The organism is Bradyrhizobium sp. USDA 4473 (assembly GCF_054063335.1).
In genome coordinates, this window is sequence record NZ_JBSSGE010000001.1 from 2,786,428 (window position 1) to 2,804,176 (window position 17,749).

The window sequence follows — 17,749 nt, forward strand, 5'->3', positions numbered from 1 at the left end:
GGAATTTAGTGCGAAATGGTACAAAAAATTAAGAAGCCGCCATCTGCTGCCAAAATCGAGGCGCCGGTCGCACCGAAGCGCCGCGGGCGGCCGCGCGCCTATGAGCCCGATGTCGCGCTCGGCAAGGCGCTCGATTTGTTCCGGCGCGACGGCTTTGCCGCGACCTCGCTCGATGATCTCAGTGCCGCGACCGGCATGAACCGGCCGAGCCTCTATGGCGCGTTCGGCGACAAGCGCGAGCTCTACATCAAGAGCTACCAGCGTTATCGCGACGACGCGCGCGCCGCGATGGCCGACATCTTCCGCGCCGATGCGCCGCTCCGCGAGCGGCTCGAGCGCATCTATCGCATCGCGCTCGACATCTATCTCTCCGGCGAATCCGGCCCGCGCGGCTGCTTCACGGTGATGACGGCAGCGTCCGAGGCGGTGTCGGATCCGGACATCCGCGCCATGGTGCTGGAGGGCCTGACCGAGCTCGACAAGGCGTTCGGCATCTGCTTCCGCCATGCCAGGGAGCGCGGCGAGCTGCCTGACGGCGCCGATCCGGCGGCGCTGGCGCATCTTGCCTCCGCCACCATCCACACCATCGCGATCCGCGCCCGTGCCCGCGTGGCGCGCAAGGAGCTCGAGGCGATCGTGCAGGGCGCCATCGACGTGATGTGCGGGCTGAAATAGCCGCCGCCAATTTTTCCGCAGCAAATGTCGGGCGGTGTTTTTCCCGGCCGTCCTCCGTCAGGTCTCCTCACTCACGGAAGTGGAATCTCATGGGAAAAGTCAGGACTTCAGCTTTTACGGTCTCGATCGACGGATTTGGCGCGGCGCCGCGTCAGAGCCTCGAACATCCATTCGGCGAGGGCGGCCTGGCGCTGCCGGCCTCCTGGTTCTTCGAGACACGGGCATTTCGCGCGATGGTCGGCAAGGAGGGCGGCAGCACCGGGCTCGATGACGAGATCGCGCGCAAGTCGATGGAAAATATCGGCGCCTGGATCCTCGGGCGGAACATGTTCGGCCCGATCCGCGGGCCGTGGCCGGATGATGCCTGGAAAGGCTGGTGGGGCCCCAATCCGCCGTATCACACGCCGGTGTTCGTGCTGACGCATCACGCGCGGCCCGACATCGAGATGGAAGGCGGCACCACGTTTCATTTCGTGACCGACGGCATCCACGCCGCGCTGGCGCGGGCGCGCGCAGTGGCGGGCGACAAGGACATCCGGGTCGGCGGCGGCGTGTCGCTGGTGCGGCAATTCCTTGAGGCGCGGCTGCTCGACGAGGTGCAACTGGCGCTGGCGCCGGTGCTGCTCGGCGGCGGCGAGAGCCTGTTTGCCGGGCTCGATCTGCCCGCCCTTGGCTATGGCGTCGTTTCGCACGTCGCGAGCCCGAACGCCACGCACGTCACCTTCGCGCGCAAATCGTAGATCGTTCACGCCTGCGTCAGCGGCCGAAATCGGCCGTTGACGCCAACGCCGTTCCGGCGTACTTAACCCAAAGGTTATTTAACCTATGAGCTAAGTAGATGCCGCCCGATCCCCTCAGTTCGACCTTCGCGGCGCTGGCCGATCCGACCCGGCGCGCGATCCTGGCGCGGCTCGCGCTTGGCGAGACCTCGGTGATGGAGCTGGCGAAGCCGTTCGACATGAGCCTGCCGGCGATCTCGAAACACCTGAAGGTGCTGGAACATGCCGGGCTGATCTCGCGCGGGCGCGAGGCGCAGTGGCGGCCGTGCCGCATCGCGCCGGCCTCGTTCAAACAGGTCGACGGCTGGCTCGGCAATTTCCGCCGCTTCTGGGACGAGAGCTTCAACCGCCTCGACGGCCTGCTCGAGGAGATGAAGGCGGAGGAGGCCGCGAAGGCCCCGCCGCGCAGCAACCGCAAAGTCACCAACCGTAAAGTCAGAGTAACCGAGGAGAAGCAACGTGGACGCACGCGTGGATAAGACGCTGAGGATCACGACCCCGTCGGATTTCGAATTCGCCATGACGCGCCAGTTCGATGCGCCGCGGCGCTTTGTGTTCGACGCGATGACCAAGCCGGAATTTCTGGTGCGCTGGCTCGGCTGCGAGACGCTGGCCATGCCGGTGTGCGAAGTCGACCTGCGCGTCGGTGGCGCCTATCGGTTCGTGTTCCGCTCGTCCGAGGGCATCGAGCACGAACTCACCGGCACCTATCGCGAGGTGGTGCGTCCGGAACGGCTCGCGTTCGGCGAAACCTTCTCGATGCCGGGCTTCACCAGCGACGAGTATCTGGTGATCTCGACCTTCGACGAGCAGGGCGGCAAGACCACGTTGACCACCACGATCCGCCATCCGACCAAGGAAGCGCGCGACGGCCATCTCAATTCGGGCATCGAGAAGGGCGTCGAGCCGGCCTACGACCGGCTCGCCGAGATCGTGGCTGGGATGGGGTGACGTTGTACGTCGTCATTGCGAGGAGCAACGCGACGAAGCAATCCATCGTACCGCACATGCGGAGGTATGGATTGCTTCGCTTCGCTCGCAATGACGGGAGGCGAGCGCTGGCTTCGTAGCCCGGATGGAGCCAACGAGTCGCGCGAATGCGCGCCCGATGACAAACTCCGCGCAATCCGGGAGTGGTCTGCCCGTAGCAAGGACCCCGGATTTCGCTTCGCTGCATCCGGGCTACGCGCCGGGCCTCAATAGCCCCGCTTGCGATCGACCACGTTGTCCAGCTCCCCGCCTTGCTCGAAGCGCGCGATCTGCTGCGCGACGTATTTCGAGATCTCGTCGGCGTCGGTGTCGGCGGCGTTGTGCGGGGTCAGCACCACCTTCGGGTGGCTCCAGAACGGGTTCGCTTCGGGCAGCGGCTCGGTCTCGAACACGTCGAGCGAGGCGGCGCCCAGCGTGCCGTCATCGAGCGCGTGCAAAATATCCGCCTCGTTCTGCAAGCCGCCGCGGCCGGCATTGATGATGACGGGCGCGCCGAGCGGGCTCTCGCGGTTCAGTTTGGCGAACGCATCGCGGTTCAGCACATGCCTTGTATCCGGCGTCAGCGGCAGCAGGCAGACCAGGATGTTGGTCGCGCGCAGGAACGCGTCGAGCCCGTCGCTGCCGTGATGGCAGGTGATGCCGTCGATCCGCTTCTCGCTGCGGCTCCAGCCGACGACGCGGAAGCCGAGCGCGCGCAGCGCCTGCGCCGCGGCCGCGCCCAGCGTGCCGAGCCCCATCACGCCGACGGTGATCGCGTTCGCCGCCCATTGATAGTTCGGCGCCCAGTACTTCTTGCGCTGCGACTCGCGCAGGTAAAGCTCCTGGCGGTGATGCATCAGCACATGCAGCACGACATATTCGGTCATGCGGTCGGTGAGATCGGAGACCGAGACCCGCACCAGCGGTACGTCGGGCAGCGAGCGGTCGGCCATCAGCGCGTCGACCCCGGCGCCGAGATTGAAGATCACGCGCAGGTTCTTGAACGCCGCGAGTTCGCCCGGCTTCGGCTTCCACACCGCGGCGTAATGCACCTCAGCCGGATCGAGCGCGCCGTCCGGCAGCAGCACCACCGCCCGGTCGGCGCAGACGGTGTCGAACCGCGCCTTCCAGCGCGCCGGCGACCAGTTTTCCGAGCCGCCATTGATCAGCAGCGCGAGTGCGCCCTTACCCATTCAGATACCTCCAAAGCCAATGTGACTTATGTCACAGAGCGGGCGTAACCCGCGCCCTAGTCTCCTGCCATCAACAGGGGAGAACTTCCATGCGCAAACTGGTCCTGAGCTCGGCTTTCATCCTCGCCGCCATCGCCACCGCGCACGCCGGCCAGAGCCGCGGCCTGGTGCTCGCAAATGCCGATACGCCCGCCCAGGCGCAACCGGCCGTTGCTCCGGCCCAGGCCGAGGCCCAGCCGGCGCCGTCGCAGGCGCAGCCGGCGGAGGCGCCGCGGCAGCAGGCGTCCCAGCCGTTGCAGAGGAGCCACGTCCATCACCGGGAGAGCGATGAAGCCAAGGCGCGCCGGATCGCCGCGCGTTACGGCATCTACTGGTGACGGCACCATGATTGTCGCGGTGATGGCGTGACGCGTCATCGCCGCGTCCGACGTCCCGGCATGTGATCGACATCGAGCGCCGCATCAGGAACCCAAATTTCTTTCGCGCCGCCTGTCGGCAGCGGGCATAATCGTTCGTTCTTGCAATGAACGGAGATGCCTTTTCGATGCTGTACGCCATCCTCTGCTATCATGACGAAGACATGGTCGGTTCCTGGAGCAAGGAACACGACGCCTCGGTCATGCAGAAATTGTCCGTCGTGCAGGACAAGCTCGCCAAGCAGGGCAAGCTCGGCCCGGTGGCGCGGCTGCTGCCGACCACCGCGGCGACCACGCTGCGCAAGGAAAACCCGCCGGTGGTGCTGGACGGCCCGTTCGCCGAAACCAAGGAGCAGCTGCTCGGCTTCTATCTGGTCGAGGGCAAGAACCTCGACGAGGTGCTCGACATCGCGCGCGACCTCGGCGAGGCCAATCCCGGCGGCACCTATGAGATCCGCCCGGTCGGCTACTTCAATCAGGGGGGTACCAAAGCGTGAGCGTGACCGACACCGCCTGGATCGATGCCGCGCTGACGTCGGCGCGTCCCCAGGCGGTTGGCGCACTGCTGCGCTACTTCCGCAATCTCGATACCGCCGAGGAGGCGTTCCAGAACGCCTGCCTGCGGGCGCTGAAGAGCTGGCCGCAGAACGGCCCGCCGCGCGATCCCGCCTCGTGGCTGATCATGGTCGGCCGCAACGTCGCGATCGACGACATCAGGCGCAGCAAGAAGCAGGAAGCGCTGCCCGATGACGACCAGGCGATCTCCGATCTCGACGATGCCGAGGACGAGATCGCCGAGCGGCTCGACGGCTCACATTATCGCGACGACATCCTGCGGCTGCTGTTCATCTGCTGTCACAAGGACCTGCCGGCGACCCAGCAGATCGCGCTGGCGCTGCGCATCGTCTCGGGCCTCTCGGTGAAGCAGATCGCGCGCGCCTTCCTGGTCTCGGAAGCCGCGATGGAGCAGCGCATCACCCGCGCCAAGGCTCGCGTCGCCGATGCCAACGTGCCGTTCGAGACGCCGGGCGCGGTCGAGCGCAGCGAGCGGCTCGCCTCGGTCGCGGCGATGATCTATCTGATCTTCAACGAGGGCTATTCGGCGAGCGGCGACACCGCCGAAATCCGCGCGCCGCTGTGCGAGGAGGCGATCCGGCTCGCGCGGCTGCTGCTGCGGCTGTTCCAGAGCGAGCCGGAGATCATGGGGCTGACGGCGCTCTTGCTGTTGCAGCACGCCCGCGCCGAGGCGCGCTTCGACGCCGACGGCCAGGTCATCCTGCTCGACGACCAGGACCGCACGCTCTGGAATCAGAAGCTGATCGCCGAGGGCCTCGCGCTGATCGACAAGGCGATGCGCCATCGCCGCAGCGGACCCTATCAGGTGCAGGCCGCGATCGCCGCCCTGCACGCCCGCGCGGAAAAGCCCGAGGACACCGACTGGACCCAGATCGACCTGCTCTACGGCGCGCTCGAAATCATGCAGCCGTCGCCGGTGATCACACTCAACCGCGCGGTTGCGGTCTCCAAGGTGAAGGGACCAGACGCCGCGCTCGAGATGATCGAGCCGCTGGCGCCGCGGCTTGCGAATTATTTCCATTACTTCGGCGTGCGCGGCGCCTTCCTGATGCAGCTCGGCCGCAACGAGGAAGCCCGCGTCGCCTTCGACCGCGCCATCGCCCTCGCCAACACCACGGCCGAAGCGGCCCACATCCGCATGCATATCGACCGCCTGATGCGCGACAGCCAGCCGCGCAATGCGAAGGCGAAGTAGTCGGCTCGCCTGGCCCCGGGCGAGCTGATCGATGGGAGCGTCGCTCGTGCAACCGCGGTTGTGCTTCCGAAAAATTCTTCACCCATCTTGTCGGCCCCGCATTCCCCCGTTCGTCATGAAGGCAGAGAGCATCACCAAGCGTCACGGAGCCTGTCATGCCGACGATCGTCGACACCGAAATCTCGAAGCCCGCCCGCATCACCGGCCGTGTCATGAGCGGCGTGGTCATCCTGTTCCTGCTGTTCGACGGCGCGATCAAGCTGCTGCCGTTGCCGGTCGTCACCGAGACCATGGACAAGATGGGCTGGGGCGCGAGCGATACGCTGGCGCGCAGCCTCGGCATCATCACCATCGTCTGCACGCTGTTGTACTCGGTGCCGCCGACCTCGATCCTCGGCGCCATCCTGCTCACAGGCTATCTCGGCGGCGCGATCGCTTCCCATGTGCGGATCGGCAGCCCGCTGTTCACCCACACGCTGTTCGGGCTTTATCTCGGCCTGATGCTGTGGGGCGGGCTCTATCTGCGCGACGGCGATCTGCGCGCGCTGCTGCCGTTCCGCCGCTGAGTGATCGTTCATCCACAATGCTGCCGCAGGGACATGCGACCAGCGTCACATGAACAGTGTATCGTCCGAGCCGATTGAAAAATAACTAACCAAGGGAGCATGCAATGCAGGTCAACCCGTATCTGTCCTACGACGGCAATTGCGGCGCCGCGCTGAAATTCTACGAGAAGGTGCTTGGCGCGCGGATCGAGGAATCCTTCCCCTATGGCGAGGGCAACGCGGAAATGCAGACGCCGCCCGGCTGGCAGGACAAGATCATGCACGCCCGCCTCACGATCGACGGCGAGATCATCATGGCCTCCGACGCGCCGCCCGGCCATTTCCAGAAGCCGCAGGGCTTTCACGTCGCGTTGCAGGTCGAGGATCCCACGGAGGCCGAACGCCGCTTCAAGGCGCTGTCGGAAGGCGGCACCGTCACCATGCCGTTCGGCAAGACCTTCTTCTCCAACGGCTTCGGCATGTGCGTCGACCAGTTCGGCATCCCCTGGATGGTGAACTGCCCGGCACAGATGTAGGTCGAGGTTACTTCTGCCTAGCACCGCGATTCTCGTTCTATCGCCGTCATCCTGAGGTGGCCGCTTCTTCAGCGGCCCTCGAAGGATCGACGGCCCGGCTGTTCCAACGTGCGCGCGCTGAGCCATCCGGGCCGTGCATCCTTCGAGACGCGCGGAGCCTGTCATCGGGCCGCGCTTCGCGCGGACCCGTTGGCGCTCCTCAGAATGACGGGATTGGCAGCATCGCTTGCTCAGTTCAGATCGGACTCGATCGCCGCTACCTGCACCGTGGATAGATCGCCGCGAGGTCGCGGCCGCGCAGCAGCAGCAGGCGGGAGGTCAGGCCGCCGCGGCGCACGATCCAGCCGCGCACCGGCGGAGGGTAAGCGGCCAGCACCGCCTCGGACGCTTCCGGCTCGGCATAGGTCCGGCCGCGCTGGTCGATCGAGCGCGCGGCGTGGAAGCCGAGCACGGCGCGCCGCGTCACGCAGATGCGGTCGCTTGGCACCATCGAAAGCACCAGCGTGCAGGCCGACAGGCATGGCCCGTCGATCACCACGCGCTCGCCGGACTCGCGCACCTTGTCGAACAGGTCGATGAACGGGCCGACCTGCCCGCCGGGGCTGGCGAGGATACGAACTTCGGCATCTGCGCCGGAGATGTCGGCGAAGAGCGCCGCCAAGCCCAAGATCGTCGAGATCGTCCAGATCGCCCCGATGCGCATGCGGCCGTTCCTTCCGTTGCCGGCTCCAGTTAGGCTAGCGCTTGCGGCGAGAGTTTGTCAGCCTTTGCCGGAGACGCCGGCTTCGGCAAAGGTCGCCATGCCGCCGTGACAGGCGAGCGCGGCGCGCAGCAGCAGGATCGCGATTCCGGCGCCGGAGGCTTCGCCGAGCCGCATCTCGAGATCGAGCAGGGGCGCGAGTCCAAGCTCCCGCAGCAATTCGCGGTGGCCGAGTTCGGCCGACACATGCCCGGCGCGGCAATGCGCGAGACCGCCGGGCGCAAGCCGCGCCAGCGGCAGCACCGCCGCTGTCGCCACGAAGCCGTCGAGCAGCACCGGGATGGACCTTGCACGCGCCGCCAGCACGGCCCCGGCGATCGCCGCGAGCTCGCGCCCGCCGAGCGCGACCGCGACTGCGAGCGGATCGTCGAGCAGGCTGCGATGCATCTTGAGCGCGGCATCGATCGTGGTGCGCTTGCGCAGCAGGCCGGCATCGTCGACGCCGGTGCCGCGGCCGGCCCAGCGCGCGCCGCGCCCGCCCATCAACGCCGCGCACAGTGTTGCTGCGACCGTGGTGTTGGCGATCCCCATCTCGCCGACCACCAGCAGGTCGCATTGCTCCGGCACGGTGCGCCAGCCGGTATCGAACGCGACGAGGAAATCGGCGCCGTCCATCGCCGGCGCCATCGTGAAATCGCGGGTCGGGCGCGCCAGCTCGAGCGGCTCGACGCGCAGCTCGGCGCCGGCAAGCTTGGCGATCTGGTTGATTGCAGCACCTCCCGCGGCGAAGTTCGCCACCATCTGCGCGGTGACTTCGGACGGATAGGCGGAAACGCCACGTTCGGCGATGCCGTGATTGCCGGCGAACACCGCGATCGTGATCTCATCGAGCCGGGGGATCTCGCGCTGCTGCCAGCGCGCCAGCCAGATCGCCACCTCTTCAAGCCGCCCGAGGCTGCCCGGCGGCTTGGTCAGGTTCTGCTGGCGAACCGTAGCGGCCGCGGCACTGGCCTCGTCGCCCTGGGGCAGGTCGCGACAAAAGCTGCGGATGTCGTCTAGAGTACTGAACTGCATGCGATTCCCTCGTCGAGCGGGCCGCAAGCTAAAGCACCATCCGGAAACCTGTGAAGCGGTTTTCCGAACGGATCGTGCTCAAACAAGAAGCTCAAGCGCGGTGAGATTCAGCCCGATCTCAGCGCGCTTTAGCTCAATTCCAGGGCCGCGACCATGCGTGAATTGCTCGACGATCTCAGGACCGCCACCGCCTTTCTGACCCGGCTGCCGATGCCGCATCCGGACGGCGCGCGGCCGGAGAGCTTTGCGCGGGCGCAGCGGCTGTTCCCGCTGGTCGGGGCCGGCATTGGCGCTGCGATCGGCCTGTTCTGCCTGCTGCTGCGGTCGATCGGCGTGCCGGACCTTGCCGCGGCGGCGCTCGCGCTCGGCGGCGGCGCGCTGCTGACCGGGGCACTGCATGAGGATGGGCTCGCCGATGTCGCCGACGGGTTCGGCGGCGGCCGCGATGTCGCGCGGCCAAGCTTGAAATCATGCGCGACAGCCGGCTCGGTACCTATGGCGCGCTGGCGCTGGTGGTGAGCTTTGCCAGCAAGCTCGCGGCGCTTGCGGCCATTCCGGATGGCGTCGTGGTGCAGAGCCTGATTGCGGCGCATGCGCTCGGCCGCGGCGCGTTGCCGTGGATCGCGATCAGCCTGCCTTATGCGCGCGCGGATGGGCTCGCGGCCAATGCCGGCCGGCCTGACGGCATGATTGCCGCGGTCGCAGCAGGTCTCGCGCTGGTGATCGCAATCCTCGCGCTGCCGTTCAGCAGCGCGCTGTTGGCGGCGATTGCGGCCGGTGCGAGCGCGCTGATCATGGCGCTGCTGGCGAAGCGGCAGATCGGCGGCCAGACCGGCGATGTGCTCGGCGGCGCCGAGCAGGTCGCGGAGACCGCGATGCTGGTGCTGCTCGCGGCGCGGTTGGGTTAGAGCGTTTTCGAGCGAAGTGGATCCCGGTTCGCGTGAAGAAAACGCGTCAATGAAAGGCCAAGTGGTGATGGATCGTGAAACCCGCTTCTGGCTGATCCGTCACGCGCCGGTCGATGGTCCACGCGGCGTGATCCATGCGCCGGATGCGCCGGCGGACCTCAGCGATGCCGCGGCCTTGGCTGCGTTGCAGGCGAGGCTTCCGGCGGATGCGATCGCGGTTTGCAGTCCGGCGCGGCGCACACGCGAGACCGCAGCGCGGCTCGGCCTCACCGCAACGGAAGACGACGCCTTTCGCGAGCAGGATTTCGGCGACTGGACCGGCCGCCGCCACAGTGAGATCGAAGCCGAGCTCGGCGCCGTGGCCTACCGCGCCTTCTGGCAATCGCCGGGCATCAACCGCCCGCCGGGTGGTGAAAGCTTTGCGGATCAGATCGGTCGCGCGCAGGCCGGGCTGGCACGCCTGCCGGCCGGCGACGTCGTGCTGGTCGTGCATTCCGGCACCATCCGCGCGGTGCTCGCCATCGCGCTCGAACTCGCGCCGGAGCTCGCACTGCGCTTCGTCATCGACCCGCTGTCGCTGACCCGGATCGATCGGTTGGGTGATACGTGGCGTGTGGTCGTGGTGAATGGGCGGTAGGCCAATGCGGCAATGTCAATTCCGTCATCCTGAGGAGCGGCCTCTTGGCCGCGTCTCGAAGGATGCACGGCCCCCGATCGCTCGGCGTACGTTGATCGTCTACCGGTGATAGCGGGACCGTCGATCCTTCGAGACGGCCGCTTTGCGGCCTCCTCAGGATGACGGTGAGAACGCGGGACGGCTACCCATTCCGCCGCTGGCCGCGCAGGGTCGGCAGGCCGATGCCGGCGGCGTCGAAGCCGCCGTCGACGGCAAGAATCTGCCCGGTGATGTAGCTCGCGCGATCCGAGCACAGGAAGAAGATCGCTTCCGCCAGCTCTTCCTCCAGCCCGTAGCGATTCAGCGGGATCGCGTCGTGATAGTCGGCGCGGATCTCCGGCGTGTGGACAGCCTTGGCCATCGCGGTCTCGACCGGGCCCGGCGCGACGCCGTTGACGCGGATGCCGAGCGAGGCGAGCTCGACCGCGAGCTGCTTGGTGAGATGCGCGAGCCCCGCCTTGCTGGTGCCGTAGGCCGAGCGCAGCGTCGAGGCGCGCACCGCCGAGATCGAGGTGATGTTGACGATCGCGCCGCCATGCTCGCGCATCAGGGGCGCAGCCGCCTTGGTGCAGAGGAACGGGCCGGTGAGGTTGACCGCCATGATCCGGCTCCAGTCGGCGTCCGAGGTTTCCAGCACCGGCGCGAACACCGCGGTGCCGGCGTTGTTGACCAGCGCGTCGAGCCGGCCGAAGCCGTTTGCGATCGCAGCGATCGCGGCTGCCACGCCAGCGGCATCCGATACGTCGCAGGTCAGCGCGACTGTGTCGTCGGGCTGCTTCAAGGCCGCGACCGCGCTCTCCAACAGCGCGCCCTCGATGTCGAGCAGCGCGACGCGCCAGCCGTCGGCGAGGAAGCGTTTCGCCGCGGCAAGCCCGATGCCGCGCGCGGCGCCGGTCACGAGGGCGACTTTTTGTTCGGAGGGAGTCATCGGGCGGTCCATCGGTTCGGGCAGGAAAGTCCCGACCGTCTGCGACCTTTATGTGGAGCTGTCAACAACCAGTGACGTGCCGTTCCTCCGTCATCCTGAGGAGCGCGTAGCGCGTCTCGAAGGATGCACGGCCCCCAGCCCGGGCCGCGCACCCTTCGAGGATCGCACCGCGTCCTACGCCGCAAGCTCGGCGGAAGCGCGCTGCATGTTGGTCGACATGTCCTGCGTCACGATGCTCTGCTCCTCGACCGCCGCGGCGGTGGAGGTGATGTACTCGTTGACGCCGGCGATCGCCGCCTTGATCTCCGACAGCGAGGTGACCACCGCGGCGGCGATCGAGTTCAGCGCATCGATCTCCGAGGAAATCGTGTCGGTCGCCTGCTTGGCCTGGTTGGCGAGGCTCTTCACCTCGGAGGCCACCACCGCGAAGCCGCGGCCGGCCTCGCCGGCGCGGGCCGATTCGATCGTGGCGTTGAGGGCGAGCAGGTTGATTTGCCCGGTGATGCTCGAGATCATCTCGACGATGCCGCTCATCGCCTGCGCCGCGGCGTTGAGCTTCTGCGCCTGGCCGTCGGCAGCCTCGACGCGGCCGGTGGCGACCGCGGCGTTCTGCTTCGACTTGGTCATGGTTTCCGAGATCTCGCGGATCGAGGCGCTCATCTCCTCGCTGCCGGCGGCGACCGCCTCGATCAGGCCGCGCGCGCTGTCGGCTTTCTTGCGGCCGATCGCCTGCGCGGTGATGTCGGTGGCGTACTTCACCACCTTGTAGGGCTTGCCGTTGAGGTCGAGGATCGGGTTGTAGGAGGCCTGGATCCAGATCTCGCGGCCGCCCTTGGCGATGCGCTTGTACTCGGCGGCCTGGAACTCGCCCCGGTTCAGTGCGCCCCAGAACTCGCGATAGCCGTTCGCGCTCGCTTCGGCGGGCTCGACGAACATGCTGTGATGCTTGCCCTGGATCTCGGCGAGCGAATAGCCCATCGCGGCGAGGAAGTTCGGGTTCGCGGTGCGGATCGAGCCGTCCATGTTGAATTCGATCACCGCCTGCGACTTGCCGATCGCGTCGATCTGGCCATCATTGTCGGCGGCCTTCAGCTTCTGCTGGGTGACGTCGGTCGCGAACTTGACGACCTTGAACGGCTTGCCGCGATCGTCGAGGATCGGGTTGTAGCTGGCGAGGATCCAGATTTCCCTGCCGCCCTTGGCGATCCGCTTGAACTCGCCGGTCTCGAACTCGCCGCGGTTCAGCCGCGCCCAGAAATCGCGATAGGCCGGACTATCGCGGTCGGCCGGCGATATGAAGATGCTGTGATGCTTGCCCTGGATTTCGGCCAGCGAATAGCCCATCGCGCCGAGGAAGTTCTCGTTGGCGTTGACGATGGTGCCGTCCATATTGAACTCAATCACCGCCTGGGCACGTCCGATCGCGGCGATCTTGCCGGCATCTTCCATGCTGTGGATCTTCTGTGCGGTGATGTCGGTGGCGAGTTTGACGACACCGACCGGCTTGCCGTTCTTGTCCAGGATCGGGTTGTAGGAGGCCTGGATCCAGATCTCGCGACCGCCCTTGGCGACGCGCTTGTACTGCGAGGTCTGGTACTCACCACGGTTCAGGTTCGCCCAGAATTGGCGATAGTCGTGGCTGTCGCGCGTGGCGGCATCGACGAACATGCTGTGGTGCTTGCCCCTGATCTCGTCGAGCGTGTAGCCCATCGCGTTCAGGAAGTTCTCGTTGGCGTCGACGACGGTGCCGTCGAGCTTGAACTCGATCACCGCCTGCGATTTTCCGATCGCTGCGGCCTGCGCCAGCGCGTTGTCGATCTTTGCCTTGTTGCTGAAACTGAACATCAGGGCTCCGTGAAGGTTCAAACAATGAAAGGGGATGAGAAAAGCGGATCGTTGCAACTCACGGAAAGGTTGCAGCGAGCCGTTTAGCATCGGTAAAGCCTGCGGCTCGCACGCGCGTGGCACGAACTGCATAGAGCGATCACGCACGCGCGCATCTATTTCAACTTGCGAGGTATTTTTTCGATATGCACGTTATCATCCAGAGTCGGCATGCGATGTTCACCGTAATCTTACGGACGAAAATCGATGACAACTTTGGTCTGATGCAGACGATCGGAACGCGTGCACTTCAGCGTCGCTGATAGGTCTATTACGATCGCTGATATTGCTGATCGCTTCACCGATCGATTTCGCGTCGCGATTCGCGGCCGCGACCAATCCGCATCGTGCTCGATGCGTGAGTCTGCGCGCGCCCGCCGAGCACGAAAAGTATCGCCGTACCAAAAATTTATCGCGCGCGCGATGTCGGAAGAACGGTCCCTGCTTCGTCCTCCGGGCTCTGGTTCCATGATGGAGTTCTGATGTCGCTTACCCTGCATTACCACCCGCTGTCGTCGTTCTGCTGGAAGGCGTTGGTGGCGCTTTACGAGAATGGCGCGCCGTTCACGCCTCACTTGGTCAATCTCGGCGATCCCGCCGAGCGCGCGGCGCTGCTCGCGCTGTCGCCGATCGGTCGCTTTCCCGTGCTCCGCGACGAGGCGCGCGGCGAGACGGTGCCGGAATCGAGCATTGTCATCGAATATCTCGACCGGCACTACCCTGGTGCCGTCAGGCTGATCCCGGAGGACCCGGAGCTCGCGCTGCAAACCCGGCTGCGCGATCGCTTCCTCGATCTCTACGTCCATCTGCCGATGCAGAAAATCGTCGGCGACCGGCTGCGGCCCGCAGACAGCAAGGATCCCCATGGCGTCGCCGAGGCGCGGGCGCAGCTCCGCACCTCCTATGCGATCCTCGACCCGCAACTCGCGCATGGCGGCTGGATGATGGGTGAGCGGTTCTCGCTGGCCGATTGCGCCGCGGCGCCGACGCTGTTCTATGGCAACAAGGTCGAGCCGTTTGCGGAGGAACACCGGCATCTGGCAGCCTATCTCGAGCGGCTCAAGGCGCGGCCGTCCTTCGCCCGTGTGCTCCGCGAGGCCGAGCCCTATTTCGGCATGTTTCCCAAGGAAACCTGAGAATGGAGCCAGCGAAGGGGCGGCCCGGTTCCCAAAATAAATAGCGGCCCGATGTCGCGTTCGGGCCGCTCCATTCGTCTTCCACCTGAGGTCCGGGTTCTGGAGCGCTGACCGCTCCGGAGGCCCGGGCGAATGATGTGGAGACGACATGGCTGCAGCTGGCAACAGGGCGGAGATCATCCGCTCCCTCTTCGCCGCCTATCTCGCCAATGACCGCGCGAGCGTCGAGGCGGCGTTTGCGGAGAACTTCCGCTTCTCGACGCCCTATGGCGAGAACATCGACAAGCCGCGCTATTTCGCCGAGTGCTGGCGCGACTCCGGCTGGATCGGCCGTCACGAGATCGAGCGCATCATGGTCGAGGGCAGCAATGCCTTTGTCACCTATCGCTGCATCGCGCGCGACGGCAAGAGCTTCCGCAACACCGAGTTCGTCGTGTTCGACGGCGACAAGGTGTCGCGCATCGACGTCTATTTCGGTCCCGCGCATCAGGACGGCGAACTCGTCAGGCAGGAGCGCTGAAGGCCGTGGCGCGCGATGCAATGACCTCCGGAATAATTTCGCGTGCCCTGTCGGCGTGGCACGACCGGCGTCGTCCTTGAGACGAGCACCGGCGGTGCCGGAAACACAACAAGGCGACGGAGCAGGATGATGAAGTTCATGGTGATCGTGAAGGCGAACAAGGATACCGAGGCCGGCGTGATGCCGAGCACCGAGCTGCTCGCCGCGATGGGCAAGTTCAACGAGGAGATGGTCAAGGCCGGCGTGATGCAGGCCGGCGAGGGCCTGCATCCGACCAGCAAGGGCGCGCGGGTCAAATATGCCGGCGGGCAGGGCACGGTGAGCCGCGGGCCGTTCAGCGTGACCAGTGATCTCGTCGCGGGCTTCTGGCTGATCGAGACCAAATCGCTCGATGAGGCGATCGACTGGATGAAGCGCGCGCCGTTCGATGGCGGCGCCGAGATCGAGATCCGCCAGGTCTTCACGCCGGACGATTTCGGCGCGGCGCTGACGCCCGAGCTGCGCGAGCAGGGAGAGCGCCTGCGCAAGCAGGTGAGCAAGACATGACACCCGACGTCATTCTGCGATATCGCCGACGCGGTGATAACCATCGACGCAAGTCATGGATTCCGGGCCTGACGGGTCGCGGGATGACGAAGACGAGAATTGCGAGTGCGTCAACAGATGAGGAAATCCGACCCATGCGTTTCATGATGCTGATGATCCCGCTCGGCTACGAGTCCGCGCCGGCCAAGCTCGAGCTCGATCCCGAACGGGTCGCCGCGATGATGCGATACAATCAGGCGCTGAAGGACGCCGGGGTGCTGATCACGCTGGAGGGCCTGCATCCGCCGGCTGCCGGCGCTCGCGTCAAGTTCGACACCGGCGTGCCGGTCGTGATCGACGGCCCGTTCACCGAGGCCAAGGAGGTGATCGGCGGCTTCTGGATGATCGAGGTCGCCTCGCGTGCGGACGCGATCGCATGGGCCAAGCAGTGCCCGGCCTCGGCCAACGAGATCATCGAGATCCGCCAGGTCCAGGAGATCGGCGACTTCTCGGAGGAAGTGCGAGAGGCCGCTGCCATCTTCGAGCATCCGCAGGGCGGCTGGGGCAAGGCGCTGCGCTAAATCTTGCAACAAGCGCTGCCGCCGCACGGCGTCAGCGCACCAACCATCGATCGTCAAACCACCTACGCGCACAACGGAGATGAAATATGAGCACCAACACCTTCCTCGCCGTCTATCTCGGCAGCAAGGACGGCTCGCGCATGGCAGCCTGGAACGCGATGCCCGAGGCCGAGCGGCGCGCCAAGGAGCAGCAGGGCATGGCGGCCTGGGGCGCCTGGGTCGAGAAGCACCACGACGTGATCGTCGAGATCGGCGGCCCGCTCGGCAAGACCAAGCAGGTCGGCGCCGCCGGCACCGCCGACATCGCCAACCAGCTCACCGGCTTTACGGTGGTGCGCGCGCCCTCGCATGAGGCGGCCGCCAAGCTGTTCGAGAACCACCCGCATTTCTCGATCTTCCCCGGCGAAGCCGTCGAGATCATGCCGGTGCTGCCGATTCCGGGCCGATAGGGCCGCAGGCCGTCAGGCCCGCATCCAGCGGGAGCGGTCCGTTAATCTTGATGAACGCATCGCCGCCCCGCTAGTGACCTTTACTGCCGGCTCATGTAAAAGCCGTTCACATGAGCTGGCGCAAGGACCAAGGCCGCGCCGAGCGCGGCTATCATCACGGCAATCTCAAAGAGGCGTTGCTGCAGGCCGCCCTCGATTTGATCTCGAAGAAGGGGCCGGCCGGCTTCACCTTCGCCGATGCCGCGCGGATGGCCGGCGTCAGCCCCGCCGCGCCGTACCGGCATTTCCGCGACCGTGACGAGTTGATCGCCAGCATCGCGCAGCGCGGCTTCGAGCAGTTCGAGTCGCTGCTGACCCAGGCCTGGGACGACGGCCGCCCCGACACCGTCACGGCGTTCGAGCGGGTCGGCAAGGCCTATCTCGCCTTCGCCCGCGAGGAGCCCGCATTCTATTCCGCGATGTTCGAATCCGGCCTGCCGCCCGATGCCAATCCGACGCTGATGGCCGCCAGCGAGCGCGCGTTCGCGATCATCCGCGCCGCTGCCGAGCGGCTCGCCGCACTGGCACCGCCGGGCATGCCGCGTCCCCCGGCGATGATGATGGCGCTGCACATCTGGTCGATGTCGCACGGCGTCGCCTCGCTGTTCGGCCGCGGCGACGCCGCGCGGCGCAAGCTGCCGATGTCGCCGGAGGACCTGCTCGAGGCCGAGGTGTTGATCTATCTGCGCGGCCTCGGCTTCCCGACTGATCGCAGGCCTGGAACCAGCTCGGCCGACGAAAAGCCGGCGGGTGAAAGGTCCGGTCCGTGGGGCAAGGCGAAATAAGGTTCAAAGGCTGAGCCAAAAATAATCGGCCGGGTGCGTCATCCGCGCTGCTTGACTTTCCCGGGGGATGGGCTACCTATGTAAATGTTATTTACATTCACAACGGCGTGATGCCGTGATGGAGAAGGAAATGGCCTACACCGCTGATGTCAATCGCTGGCGCGGCCCCGTCGAAGAGCCCTACCGTCCGCACTTCTACGCGACGCCGTGGCACCCCCTGAAGATCGCCGGGATCATCCTCGGCTTCATGATCTGGTGGCCGATCGGCCTCGCCCTTCTCTTTTTCACACTCGGGAGCAGAAAAATGGCGTGTTGGAGTCACAACGACATGGATCGCTGGCAGAACAAGATGGAGCGCATGCAGGACAAGATGGAGCGGATGAGGAGCCGCATGGAGCGCCGCGGCTTCCCGTTCGGCGGCTTCGGCCCGCCCTCCAGCGGCAACCGCGCCTTCGACGAGTACCGCCAGGATACGCTGCGCCGGCTCGAGGAGGAGCAGGTCGAGTTCAAGAACTTCCTCGATCGCCTGCGCCACGCCAAGGACAAGGAAGAGTTCGACGCCTTCATGGCGCAGCACAAGACCCGTCCGACCCCGCCGAACGACCAGCCGCCCCAGAGCTGATCTGAATAGGCTGATCGCGCGAGGCACGAGCTAGCCTT

24 protein-coding genes are annotated in these 17,749 nt (G+C 66.1%); 19 read left to right on the forward strand and 5 right to left on the reverse strand.

The features are described 5' to 3' along the window. Positions 1 to 15 precede the first annotated feature (15 nt). From ACVW17_RS13060 to ACVW17_RS13075, 4 genes are all read left to right on the forward strand, one after another. Entirely contained in the window at positions 16 to 675 is a 660-nt protein-coding gene (locus tag ACVW17_RS13060; RefSeq protein WP_456752269.1) for a TetR/AcrR family transcriptional regulator, read from the forward strand. 89 nt (positions 676 to 764) lie between these two features. Further along, entirely contained in the window at positions 765 to 1,415 is a 651-nt protein-coding gene (locus ACVW17_RS13065; RefSeq protein WP_456752270.1) for a dihydrofolate reductase family protein, read from the forward strand. Between the two features lie 98 nt (positions 1,416 to 1,513). Then, positions 1,514 to 1,933 (forward strand): ArsR/SmtB family transcription factor, encoded by a 420-nt coding sequence (locus ACVW17_RS13070; protein ID WP_456752271.1) that lies wholly within the window; start codon positions 1,514 to 1,516, stop codon positions 1,931 to 1,933. Next, on the forward strand, positions 1,926 to 2,405 hold the full coding sequence (locus tag ACVW17_RS13075; RefSeq protein ID WP_456797184.1) for an SRPBCC family protein: 480 nt from the start codon (positions 1,926 to 1,928) through the stop codon (positions 2,403 to 2,405). The genes ACVW17_RS13070 and ACVW17_RS13075 overlap by 8 nt, the downstream gene beginning before the upstream one ends. 245 nt (positions 2,406 to 2,650) lie before the next feature. Here ACVW17_RS13075 and ACVW17_RS13080 read toward each other — a convergent pair whose 3' ends face one another. Further along, on the reverse strand, positions 2,651 to 3,616 hold the full coding sequence (locus tag ACVW17_RS13080; RefSeq protein ID WP_456752273.1) for a 2-hydroxyacid dehydrogenase: 966 nt from the start codon (positions 3,614 to 3,616) through the stop codon (positions 2,651 to 2,653). Positions 3,617 to 3,705: 89 nt separating this feature from the next. On the opposite strand from ACVW17_RS13080, the gene ACVW17_RS13085 reads away from it, so the two are divergent. From ACVW17_RS13085 to ACVW17_RS13105, 5 genes are all read left to right on the forward strand, one after another. Then, positions 3,706 to 3,993, forward strand: coding sequence for a hypothetical protein (locus ACVW17_RS13085; protein ID WP_456752274.1), 288 nt, complete (start codon positions 3,706 to 3,708; stop codon positions 3,991 to 3,993). Positions 3,994 to 4,160: 167 nt separating this feature from the next. Continuing rightward, the gene (locus ACVW17_RS13090) at positions 4,161 to 4,529 is read left to right on the forward strand and encodes a YciI family protein (RefSeq protein WP_456752275.1); all 369 of its coding nucleotides are present in this window, start codon (positions 4,161 to 4,163) and stop codon (positions 4,527 to 4,529) included. Beyond that, complete coding sequence (locus ACVW17_RS13095) at positions 4,526 to 5,803, forward strand: RNA polymerase sigma factor (RefSeq protein ID WP_456752276.1); 1,278 nt, start codon at positions 4,526 to 4,528, stop codon at positions 5,801 to 5,803. The genes ACVW17_RS13090 and ACVW17_RS13095 overlap by 4 nt, the downstream gene beginning before the upstream one ends. Positions 5,804 to 5,958: 155 nt before the next feature. Further along, positions 5,959 to 6,369: a DoxX family protein gene (locus ACVW17_RS13100; protein WP_456752277.1), complete on the forward strand. Its 411-nt coding sequence runs from the start codon at positions 5,959 to 5,961 to the stop codon at positions 6,367 to 6,369. 104 nt (positions 6,370 to 6,473) lie between these two features. After that, positions 6,474 to 6,884, forward strand: coding sequence for a VOC family protein (locus tag ACVW17_RS13105; RefSeq protein ID WP_456752278.1), 411 nt, complete (start codon positions 6,474 to 6,476; stop codon positions 6,882 to 6,884). A 256-nt stretch (positions 6,885 to 7,140) separates the two neighbouring features. Here ACVW17_RS13105 and ACVW17_RS13110 read toward each other — a convergent pair whose 3' ends face one another. Both ACVW17_RS13110 and cobT read right to left on the reverse strand, forming a co-directional pair. After that, positions 7,141 to 7,587, reverse strand: coding sequence for a hypothetical protein (locus ACVW17_RS13110; protein WP_456752279.1), 447 nt, complete (start codon positions 7,585 to 7,587; stop codon positions 7,141 to 7,143). Between the two features lie 57 nt (positions 7,588 to 7,644). Next, positions 7,645 to 8,658 (reverse strand): nicotinate-nucleotide--dimethylbenzimidazole phosphoribosyltransferase, encoded by a 1,014-nt coding sequence (cobT, locus tag ACVW17_RS13115; protein ID WP_456752280.1) that lies wholly within the window; start codon positions 8,656 to 8,658, stop codon positions 7,645 to 7,647. A 153-nt stretch (positions 8,659 to 8,811) separates the two neighbouring features. Between cobT and ACVW17_RS13120 the strand changes: the two genes are divergently transcribed. The 3 genes from ACVW17_RS13120 (at position 8,812) to ACVW17_RS13130 (ending at position 10,203) form a co-directional block, all read left to right on the forward strand. Then, on the forward strand, positions 8,812 to 9,177 hold the full coding sequence (locus ACVW17_RS13120; RefSeq protein ID WP_456797185.1) for an adenosylcobinamide-GDP ribazoletransferase: 366 nt from the start codon (positions 8,812 to 8,814) through the stop codon (positions 9,175 to 9,177). After that, complete coding sequence (locus ACVW17_RS13125; protein ID WP_456797186.1) at positions 9,129 to 9,566, forward strand: adenosylcobinamide-GDP ribazoletransferase; 438 nt, start codon at positions 9,129 to 9,131, stop codon at positions 9,564 to 9,566. Before ACVW17_RS13120 ends, ACVW17_RS13125 begins: the two co-directional genes overlap by 49 nt. A 67-nt stretch (positions 9,567 to 9,633) precedes the next feature. Beyond that, the gene (locus tag ACVW17_RS13130; RefSeq protein ID WP_456756413.1) at positions 9,634 to 10,203 is read left to right on the forward strand and encodes a histidine phosphatase family protein; all 570 of its coding nucleotides are present in this window, start codon (positions 9,634 to 9,636) and stop codon (positions 10,201 to 10,203) included. Between the two features lie 181 nt (positions 10,204 to 10,384). Here the strand turns inward: ACVW17_RS13130 and ACVW17_RS13135 are convergent, their stop codons facing one another. After that, positions 10,385 to 11,170 carry an SDR family NAD(P)-dependent oxidoreductase gene (locus ACVW17_RS13135; protein ID WP_456752282.1) on the reverse strand — a complete coding sequence of 262 codons (786 nt, stop codon included), beginning with the start codon at positions 11,168 to 11,170 and terminating at the stop codon, positions 10,385 to 10,387. A 174-nt stretch (positions 11,171 to 11,344) separates the two neighbouring features. Then, complete coding sequence (locus ACVW17_RS13140; RefSeq protein WP_456752283.1) at positions 11,345 to 13,015, reverse strand: methyl-accepting chemotaxis protein; 1,671 nt, start codon at positions 13,013 to 13,015, stop codon at positions 11,345 to 11,347. A 521-nt stretch (positions 13,016 to 13,536) separates the two neighbouring features. On the opposite strand from ACVW17_RS13140, the gene ACVW17_RS13145 reads away from it, so the two are divergent. From ACVW17_RS13145 to ACVW17_RS13175, 7 genes are all read left to right on the forward strand, one after another. Then, on the forward strand, positions 13,537 to 14,190 hold the full coding sequence (locus ACVW17_RS13145) for a glutathione S-transferase family protein (RefSeq protein WP_456752284.1): 654 nt from the start codon (positions 13,537 to 13,539) through the stop codon (positions 14,188 to 14,190). Between the two features lie 148 nt (positions 14,191 to 14,338). Then, on the forward strand, positions 14,339 to 14,710 hold the full coding sequence (locus ACVW17_RS13150) for a nuclear transport factor 2 family protein (RefSeq protein WP_456752285.1): 372 nt from the start codon (positions 14,339 to 14,341) through the stop codon (positions 14,708 to 14,710). 129 nt (positions 14,711 to 14,839) lie between these two features. Then, on the forward strand, positions 14,840 to 15,256 hold the full coding sequence (locus ACVW17_RS13155) for a YciI family protein (protein ID WP_456752286.1): 417 nt from the start codon (positions 14,840 to 14,842) through the stop codon (positions 15,254 to 15,256). Positions 15,257 to 15,390: 134 nt separating this feature from the next. Beyond that, on the forward strand, positions 15,391 to 15,816 hold the full coding sequence (locus tag ACVW17_RS13160) for a YciI family protein (RefSeq protein WP_456752287.1): 426 nt from the start codon (positions 15,391 to 15,393) through the stop codon (positions 15,814 to 15,816). An 86-nt stretch (positions 15,817 to 15,902) separates the two neighbouring features. Further along, positions 15,903 to 16,265: a hypothetical protein gene (locus ACVW17_RS13165; protein WP_456752288.1), complete on the forward strand. Its 363-nt coding sequence runs from the start codon at positions 15,903 to 15,905 to the stop codon at positions 16,263 to 16,265. A gap of 110 nt (positions 16,266 to 16,375) precedes the next feature. After that, the gene (locus tag ACVW17_RS13170; RefSeq protein WP_456752289.1) at positions 16,376 to 17,089 is read left to right on the forward strand and encodes a TetR/AcrR family transcriptional regulator; all 714 of its coding nucleotides are present in this window, start codon (positions 16,376 to 16,378) and stop codon (positions 17,087 to 17,089) included. A gap of 130 nt (positions 17,090 to 17,219) precedes the next feature. Further along, positions 17,220 to 17,711: a DUF2852 domain-containing protein gene (locus ACVW17_RS13175; protein ID WP_456752290.1), complete on the forward strand. Its 492-nt coding sequence runs from the start codon at positions 17,220 to 17,222 to the stop codon at positions 17,709 to 17,711. Positions 17,712 to 17,749 lie beyond the last annotated feature (38 nt).